Source organism: Longimicrobiales bacterium (genome assembly GCA_035764935.1).
In the GTDB taxonomy this organism is placed as follows: Bacteria; Gemmatimonadota; Gemmatimonadetes; order Longimicrobiales; family RSA9; genus DASTYK01.
Window position 1 is genome coordinate 1 of record DASTYK010000047.1, and the last position, 8,496, is coordinate 8,496.

Annotated in this window: 7 protein-coding genes; 4 read left to right on the forward strand and 3 right to left on the reverse strand. The window is 69.4% G+C overall.

Annotated elements, in window-relative coordinates:
- On the reverse strand, positions 1 to 289 hold a 289-nt coding region (locus VFU06_03560), incomplete at its 3' end, for a hypothetical protein (protein HEU5208466.1).
- 341 nt (positions 290 to 630) lie between these two features.
- Here VFU06_03560 and VFU06_03565 point away from each other — a divergent pair.
- Both VFU06_03565 and VFU06_03570 read left to right on the forward strand, forming a co-directional pair.
- Positions 631 to 2,079: a HAMP domain-containing sensor histidine kinase gene (locus VFU06_03565; GenBank protein HEU5208467.1), complete on the forward strand. Its 1,449-nt coding sequence runs from the start codon at positions 631 to 633 to the stop codon at positions 2,077 to 2,079.
- On the forward strand, positions 2,076 to 3,230 hold the full coding sequence (locus VFU06_03570; protein HEU5208468.1) for a serine hydrolase: 1,155 nt from the start codon (positions 2,076 to 2,078) through the stop codon (positions 3,228 to 3,230). The genes VFU06_03565 and VFU06_03570 overlap by 4 nt, the downstream gene beginning before the upstream one ends.
- Positions 3,231 to 3,449: 219 nt before the next feature.
- Here the strand turns inward: VFU06_03570 and VFU06_03575 are convergent, their stop codons facing one another.
- Entirely contained in the window at positions 3,450 to 4,820 is a 1,371-nt protein-coding gene (locus VFU06_03575) for a permease prefix domain 1-containing protein (GenBank protein ID HEU5208469.1), read from the reverse strand.
- Positions 4,821 to 4,822: 2 nt separating this feature from the next.
- Positions 4,823 to 5,389, reverse strand: coding sequence for a helix-turn-helix transcriptional regulator (locus VFU06_03580; protein HEU5208470.1), 567 nt, complete (start codon positions 5,387 to 5,389; stop codon positions 4,823 to 4,825).
- Positions 5,390 to 6,232: 843 nt separating this feature from the next.
- On the opposite strand from VFU06_03580, the gene VFU06_03585 reads away from it, so the two are divergent.
- The gene (locus VFU06_03585) at positions 6,233 to 7,522 is read left to right on the forward strand and encodes a type IV toxin-antitoxin system AbiEi family antitoxin domain-containing protein (protein HEU5208471.1); all 1,290 of its coding nucleotides are present in this window, start codon (positions 6,233 to 6,235) and stop codon (positions 7,520 to 7,522) included.
- 147 nt (positions 7,523 to 7,669) lie between these two features.
- A partial coding sequence (locus VFU06_03590) for an MFS transporter (GenBank protein ID HEU5208472.1) occupies positions 7,670 to 8,496 on the forward strand: 827 nt, incomplete at its 3' end.

The window sequence follows — 8,496 nt, forward strand, 5'->3', positions numbered from 1 at the left end:
GATCGAACCCCAGCGCCTCGATGTTGCGCAGGATCAGCGGCGCGGTGTCCGGCAGCCCGCCGTCGATCAGCACGTGACCGGCCGGCGATGCGATCAGGACGGACGCGAGCCCGCGTGTTCCGACATAGTAGGTGTTGCCGAAGAGGTGGACCGGCCGGCTCGGCTCGTTCCACTCCGCGCACGGCGGACAATCGGCCTCGGAGTACGGCTGTGTGAGTGCTGCATCCTGCGCGCGAGCCGCGCTCGCACAGACGAGAACTGCACCTGCAACGATCACTGCACGAATCATCTGCTTCCCCCTCGTGAAACCCGCCACCCAGCCCCTTGCTGAACTGTCGCGCAGCATCGCTCCGGCGGGCACGAGACGCAAGTCACGGGGGCGCTGCCCCGTGCGCCAGCCGCGGATGGCAGTTGATCCTGGCCGGATTGCGCCGGCCGTACCGGACCGGGAGCTCGCTCCGTCAGCGCTGCAGCGTGACCGCCCGGGCGCAGTCGGGGTCCACCGGTTGTGGCGGGTGACACGATCCATCGAGTCGGACATCAGCACCGCGGGACGGAAATCCGGGAGCGACGCCGTCCGGGGCATGGGCAGTGCATCTCATGCATGGAGGCGTGCAGCGGAAGGGGAGCGTGACGGGTCCCGTGGAGGAACAGGCGGGCCAGTCGTCGAAGGAGCTGGCGGAATCGTTCCCGACGCATCAGAGGGAATGGCTGCCGATCGTTGCGCTCGCCGCTGTGCTGCTCGTGCTGCTCGTGCTCGCCGCCACGCCGGCACTCATGCTCCATCGCATGTCGCGCACGACCGAGCGCATGACGACACTGCTGCTGCCGGCGTACGAAGCTGTGCGCGACTTCGCGTACGTGACCGAGAGGCGACTCGCGGCGGCGCGCAGCGTGGCACTCAGCGACGACCCGCGCTACCACCTCGAGCTGGCAGAGGGGCGGGCGGCGGAGGACAGCGCGCTGCGGGTGATGGAGCGGCATGCGGCCGAGCTCGGCGTGCGCTTCAGTGCGCATGTCGACACGCTACGACAGCTCGTGGCGCAGCGTGACTCTCTCGAGCGGGCACTCGGCGCGGCGGCAGGTCCGGGCAGCGTCGTGCCCCTTTCGCGTTTCGACGCCCTCAACGCCGAGACCCTGCGGCAGGTGCAGCATCTGCGCGGCGCGCTGTCGGATGTTACGGACATAACCCTGAACGAGAACGCGCGCTGGGCGGGCAGGCAGCGGCAGGTCGCCGTGCTGCTCGGCATCATCGCCGCGGCGGCCGCACTGCTGCTCGGCTGGTTCGGCCTGCAGCAGCAGCGCCTGCGGCACACTGCACAGCACGCGCGTGCCCTCGCCGAGCGACGTCGCGGCGAGCTGGAGCGGATGACGGAAAGCCGCGAGCGGCTCCTGCGCGGGTTCACCCATGACATGAAGAACCCGCTCGGCGCCGCGAGCGGTTACCTGCAGCTCCTCGCCGACGGCATCATGGGAAGGATGACCGCGGAACAGAAGCGCAGTGTCGACCGCGCCAGCGGCTCCATCATGTCCGCACTCGACCTGGTCGACGAGCTGCTCGAGCTGGCGCGCGCAGAAAGCGGTCATCTCTCGATCCGCCGGATGCGCACCGACCTGCGCACGCTGGTGCGCGACGTCGCCGAAGAGTATCGCGGCCAGGCAGAGTGCCGGGGGCTCGCTTTTGATGTCGCCCTGCCGGCACAGGTGCCTCCGATCACGACCGACCGGCGACGCGTGGGCCAGGTGCTCGGGAACCTGATCTCGAATGCGGTGAAGTACACGCAGGAAGGACGTATCCTGATCCGGCTGGACGTCGTCGGAGACGGAGACGGCTCGACAGACCGGGCCGCGATCTCGATCGAGGATACGGGACCGGGCATTCCACGGGAGATGCAGCCGCGGCTCTTCGACGAGTTCGTGCGCGTCGAGCCGCACGACAGCGGGGGCGCAGGCATCGGGCTCACGATCGCACGGCGCATCGCGCATGCGCTGGGTGGTGAAATCACGCTGCACAGCATCGAAGGGAAGGGCAGTGTGTTCACACTGTGGCTGCCGCTGGACGGGGAGGGACCGGGTTGAGGGGATCGCAATGGTGGCTCCACCGCGCCGGCAGGCGTGCGCGCTCCGCGCGGGTTCGACATCGCCGATGCATTCCGCTGCTCCTGCTGCTGCCGACGCTGCTGGTCGCGTGCGATGACGGGCGCAGCGGGCACGCCGCACGTGCAGACGAGCATGCGACGTCCGCCCGGCCTGCTGCACGCGCGCCGAGCGTCGGTCTCGACAGCACACTCCTCGCGCAGGCGTACGACAGTGCTGCACGCATGCCGCGGCTCCGCAGCCTGCTCGTCGCACGCCACGGCGAGCTGGTGCGCGAGGCGTACTACAACGGTGCGGACGCGAACGCGCGCACCAACATCAAGTCGGCGTCCAAGAGCATCCTCTCGGCGCTGGTAGGGATTGCGATTGCCGAGGGGCACTTCACCGGCCTCGACCAGCCGATCGCTCCACTCTTTCCCGAGTACACGGCGCGCGAGGCCGACCCCCGGATGGCCGGTGTCACCGTAGGCACACTGCTGTCGATGCAGGCGGGCCTGGAACCGACGTCGTTCGGCAACTACGGCTCGTGGGTCTCGAGTGGCAACTGGGTCCGCAACGCACTCACGCGCCCGTTCGTCGACGAGCCCGGCGGACGCATGCTCTACAGCACGGGCAGCAGTCACATCCTGTCGGCCGCACTCACGCGCGCGACCGGCATGAGCACACTCGCCTACGCGCGCAGCCGCCTCTTCGAGCCGCTCGGCATCGAGCTGCGCGGCTGGACCACCGACCCGCAGGGCGTCTACTTCGGCGGCAACGAGATGCGGCTCCGCCCGCGCGAGCTGCTCGCCTTTGCCGAGCTGTATCGCCGGGGCGGAACTCACGAGGGCAGGCAGATCGTACCGGCAGCGTGGATCAGGGACTCGTGGACGCAGCGCACGACGTCGCGCTTCAACGGCCACGGCTACGGCCTCGGCTGGTGGATCCGCGAGCGCCGCGGCTACGACGTGTACTTCGCGTGGGGCTACGGCGGACAGTACGCGTTCATCGTGCCGGAGCTGGAGCTCACCGTCGTGACGACGTCCGATGCGGTCTCGGCACGGGAGGGCGGCCACAACCGCGCGCTGCACGACCTCCTGACGAACGTGCTGATTCCGGCGGCAGAGCGGGGGGCGGCGCAGGTCTCGATGTGAGCGAACGGCAGCGTCTGGGGGCAGCGGCCGCCGGATGCGCGGCGCAGCCCCCGACGTGAGCGACACCCTGGCGGTGGGCGGCGCCCGGGATGCGCGGCGCAGCTGCGACGTGACCGACGCCCTTTCAGCGGGCAGGCGCGGGAAGGCGCACCGGATGCTCGCCAGCGCGACCGCGCAAGCTCGCGCCGAAGGTGCGCTCCCCGCGTCGTATGTAGTCGCTCAGATGTACCCGAACAGCGGCGGAAACGTCACCACGACGATGGCCGCCCAGATCGCGTACACCCACAGGTAGTTCGTCTGCCAGCGCTCCAGGTCGCTGAAGCCGCCACGCCGCCGCAGGAACCGCACGTACAGCACCGCGGACCACGCCAGGTTGACCAGCAGGATCACGTTCTCACCCAGCGCCGCGACACGGTTGGGCGTGAAGCCGAACTCGTTGATCCGCGCCGCGATCGCCCACAGCGCGACCGCATCGGCCAGCAGCGCACTCACCACCAGCACGACCTGCAGCACATCGAAGAATCCCGGCGGTGCGCCCGGGTCCCGCGCCGAGATGGAGTACAGCAGCAGACCGAGCACCACCACCAGCAGCAGGTCGAAAACGATCAGCAGCTCGCGCCCGATGTCGAGCGGTCGACCGGTGAGCAGCATCGTCACCAGGAACGTGATCAGGGCCGCCGTGAACAGCGGCGTGAACAGGCGCGTGAGCACGGGCGCCATGTTCTCGATCACGCTCTGCTTCGCTTCCACCAGCCACGACGCCACGACCACCGCACCGACCGCGCCGCAGGGCAGGATCCACTGCTCGAAGATGGGCTCGATGTCGATGCCGATCGCCTCGAACGTGAGCGCGGTGAAGCCCATGAGCACGCCACCGCCGAGCGCGATCAGCACGAAGTAGATGAACAGCTCACCCGAGAAACGGATGAAGTCCATCCGGCCCGCCACCTCGCCCCACCGGCCGCCCGCGTATGCGACACCGACCACGATCCAGAGCGCGATCGGCAGGTGCAGCGCCGTCAGCGCTTCCGTGTTCCCCTGCGGCCGGAACGGGTAGACGTTCGCAAAGACCAGGGCCAGGGCGAAGGCGAGCGCGAGCCAGCGGAGGGTGCCGGTGTCGAGCTTGCGCTTCCACGCGAAGTAGCCGGTCAGCAGCGGCAGCACGAAGAAGCTGACATTGCGCGCGTAGACGTTGGCATCCTCGTTCAGGTCCAGCCCGAACAGCGCCGGCAGCTTGATCGCGACCGCCGCCGCCACCGCTACACCAAGCGCCACGAGCGCGTCACGCGACGCCCACACGTCGGGCTGCCCCACATCCGCGGGCATTGCGACCAGCTGCTTCCACAGCCGCTCCGAATGTTCGCGCGCAAACTCCCGCGAAAGCGTGTCCAGGTCGCCCAGTCGCTTCACCGCGACCAGGAATGCCTCGTCCGTAGCGAGCCCCGCGTCCACCAGCACCGCCACCTGCTCGCGCAGGTGATCCTCCAGCTCCGCGACGTCCACTGCATGAATCGCCTGCCGCCGGCGGAGATAGCTCCGCCACTGGTCGATCTGCTCTTCCAGCGTTGCCGCGTTTTCCTGCGTCGACATGGTCAGGCTGCCTGCAGCAAGGGAATCAGGAATGCCGGCCCTGCGGCCGGGCGGGAAAGGGCCGGAACCAGGCGCAGCCGCGCCCGAAGGGGCAGCATCGCACCCGGTCCACGGCCGGGAACGTGTCGCGGCCACGCAGAACGACGCGCTGCATCGAACATGGCGCGCAACGACGGCAGGAGGTCAGCGGCGATCCAAAGCAGGGCGCGCGCCACCGGCCGGGGCGTCGGAACCGAGAGCGACAGGCCGCCCCAGATGCCGCGCAACGTCGCGTCAACCGCCTGCCACTGCCGGCGCTCCTCGGCAAGCTGCGATCGACCTCGCTGCGTGATCTGGTAGTACTTTCGACGTCGCCCCGTCTCCGCCGTCTCCCAGCGCGCCTCCACGTGCCCCTGCCGCTCCAGCCGGTGCAGCACGGGATACAACATCCCGTCCGTCCACTCCATCGCCCCACCCGACAGTTCCCGCACCCGCTGCAGGATCGCGTAGCCGTAGCTGTCCCCTTCGGCCAGGATCGCCAGCACGATCGGCGTCGAGGACGCGGCAATGAGGTCCTTGTTGATCTCCATGGCACTCATCCAGAGCAGGGCTCAGGTGACCCAACGGCCGCCCCGGCGGTCCGTGACCGGCGGGCGGCATACCTGATAGTACTATACATGGAGGTGTTAGGTATGGGAAGGGGTCGAATTCAAGGACGGCGGTGGCGCTTCGGCCCACCCCGTTCGTGGACGGCGGTGGCGCTTCGGCCCACCTGGAGGCCCGCAGGCAGGGCCGGTGGTGGGGCTGCCGACTCCCCTCCCGCGGCCAGGGCCGGTGGAGGGGCTGCCGGACTCCCCCTCGCGGCTGCAAGGACACTGAAATGCCACGCCCTCCGGGCTCAGGGGCACCCAGCCGGGAGTCGGCAGCGTCCCGCCCGCGTTTCGGGAGTTCGGCGTATTCAGTTTCCTCCAGCCTGACTGCCCGCGACGGCGGCACCCGGATGCTTTGGCCCATCCCGCCAGCCTCCCGCCCCGACGTGCAATCCAGGTTTGGAACGCCGGCTTCGCTGCAGGCGGGAATCTCGATGCATCCTGGTGGACGCATCCCTTTTCCGCCCGCGGTACGCGGACGATGAAAGGCAACGTTGCGCGCATCCGTCATGAATCGAACGCGAGCAACATTGCCTCTGATATTCACAGCCAACGTTGCACGCGTTCACCGGGCACCGGAAGCGAGCAACGTTGCCTTTGATAATCACAGCCAACGTTGCACGCATTCGAAATCGCACGGACCCGAGCAACGTTGCCTTGGACGTCCCGCCGGAATCAGGAGGCGGATTTCGCTGCACGGGCTCGCAGAGCACGCTCACGACAACGATCCGCAACCAGGACCGAGCGCCGTCACCAGCACCCTCGACCTCACATCAGGCGACCATGGCAACTCATCCGCGGAATTCACCGGATGCACCGGACTCACCCAACCCACCGTATTCAGCGAGATCAGCCAGTTCGCAGGCTCCACCGGATCCGCCGAAACAGTTCCGGCGCACCACGTCGGTCGAGACCGCATCAGGCGGACGCGCCGTTACCCCGCCCGCAGCCATCCCGCGCGACACCACCGTCCCGCGCGAAACCGCCATCCCGCGCGACACCACCGTCCCGCGCGACACCGCCGTCCCGCGCAACACCGCCGTCCCACCCGAGACTGCCGTCCCGCCCGACACCCCCGTCCCACCCGAGACTACCGTCCCGCGCGACACCGCCGTCCCGCGCGAGACTGCCGTCCCACCCGACACCGCCGTCCCGCGCGACACCCCCGTCCCACCCAACACCGCCGACAACCGCATCGCCGCCCTCGCCGCGCGACAGCACGGCGTCGTGTCACGCGAGCAACTGCTGCGAACCGGCGTGACCGAGCCCGCCATCGATTACCGCGTCAACCGCGGCCAGCTTCAGCCGATGGTCCGCGGCGTTTACCGCGTCGGTCCGATCGAGGGGCGGTACGCGCGGGAGATGGCGGCGGTCCTCGCGAGCGGCGCGGGTGCACTGCTCAGCCACCTCAGCGCCTGCGCGGTGTGGCGGGTCACTCGTCCACGCAGCAGGGACGCGCGCGTCGACGTGACCGCCCTGGTTTTCCGGAGGCCCGGTCCGTTGATTCGCGTGCATCGCACGAGCGCGCTGCACCCGGACGACATCGCAAGCCGTCACGGCATCCCGATCACGAGTGTCGCGCGGACGCTGGTGGATGTCGCCGGATGCATGGACCGGCAGGAGCTGGAGCGCGCCGTGTCGACGGCGGAGCGCGCCGGCCTGACGACGCGCGCCGCCATTCTGCAGACGCTCGATCGACATCCGCGCCGCTGCGGGGCACCGGTGCTGCGCGCTCTCCTGGACGGTGGCCCGGCGCTCACCCGTTCCGAGGCCGAGGAGCGATTCGTCGCGCTGCTGCGGCAGGGGGGCCTGCCGCTTCCGGAGGTCAACGCGGTGCTGCACGGCTACGAGGTCGACTGCGTGTGGCGCGCGGAGAAAGTGGTGGTGGAGATCGACGGGTACGCGTTCCACGGCTCGCGCGCGGCCTTCGAGCGCGACCGCCGGCGCGACGCCGCCCTGATGTCCGCGGGCTTTCGAGTGGTGCGCCTCTCGTGGCGGCAGATCACGCGCACGTCGCCAGCGGTGCTGGTCGCGGTTGCGCAGATTCTCGCCGGGGCCGGGAGCACGCGATGAACAGTGCGGCCGTCGCATGACACGTGCATCTTCCGGACGGCCCCTTGGACGCTACGGCGGCTATACCCTGCGGCACGCGTCGACATAACGAAGGCCGCTGCCGATCACGACGGACGTCGCCGCAGTTCCGGCCGACACAGGATCGAGATGCACGAAACCAGGCAAAGCGACGCCGGTCACGCGAACACCCGCGCCAGGCGCCTGCTGCTGGTCGCGGGCATGCTCCTCGTCGCGTTCAACCTGCGTTCGGCGCTCGCGAGTGTCGGGCCGCTCGTCGACCCGATCATGGATGCGACGGGAATGTCCGCGACCGCATTCGGCTTTCTGACGACGCTCCCGCTCATCGCCTTCGGCTTGGTCTCGCCTGTCGCCCCATCGTTCACACGGCGGATCGGACTGGGGAGCGCGCTGGTCGTTGCGCTGGTGCTGATCACGGCCGGGACGGCGATTCGGCCGCTGGCTGGTGCGACGCTGCTCTACATCGGCACGGGCGCGCTCGGCGTGGGCGTCGCACTCGGCAATGTGCTCCTGCCCGCTCTCGTGAAGCGCGACTTCGCGCACCGATCCGGCTCGATGACCAGCCTCTACTCGAGCATGATGGGAGTGGGCGCGACGATCGCGGCGGCGACGACGGTGCCGCTCGCGCGTGGCATGGGCTGGCGCAACGCGCTCGCGTTGTGGGCGGTGCCGGCTGCGATCGCACTTGCCTTCTGGTTGCCGCGCGTGCGTGCCCCACGCCCGGCGCGTGCGCAGATGGAGGGCGGACCGAGCGCATCGCGGGCGCTCGTCCGCACGACGCTGGCCTGGCAGGTGGCGCTGTTCATGGGGTTCCAGTCGCTCACGTTCTACGTGGTGCTCGCGTGGCTGCCGGACCTGCTGCAGAGCCGCGGTGTCAGCGCTGCGACGGCCGGGCTGCTGCTGGCGCTTTCCCAGGCGACGGGCATCGCAGGCTCCGCGATCGTCCCGTTCCGTGC

Excerpts from the sequence above, each read along its gene's own strand:
- VFU06_03575 (HEU5208469.1), bottom strand. The coding sequence starts at position 4,820 with ATGTCGACGCAGGAAAACGCGGCAACGCTGGAAGAGCAGATCGACCAG.
- VFU06_03580 (HEU5208470.1), bottom strand. The coding sequence starts at position 5,389 with ATGGAGATCAACAAGGACCTCATTGCCGCGTCCTCGACGCCGATCGTG.
- VFU06_03585 (HEU5208471.1), top strand. The coding sequence starts at position 6,233 with ATGGCAACTCATCCGCGGAATTCACCGGATGCACCGGACTCACCCAAC.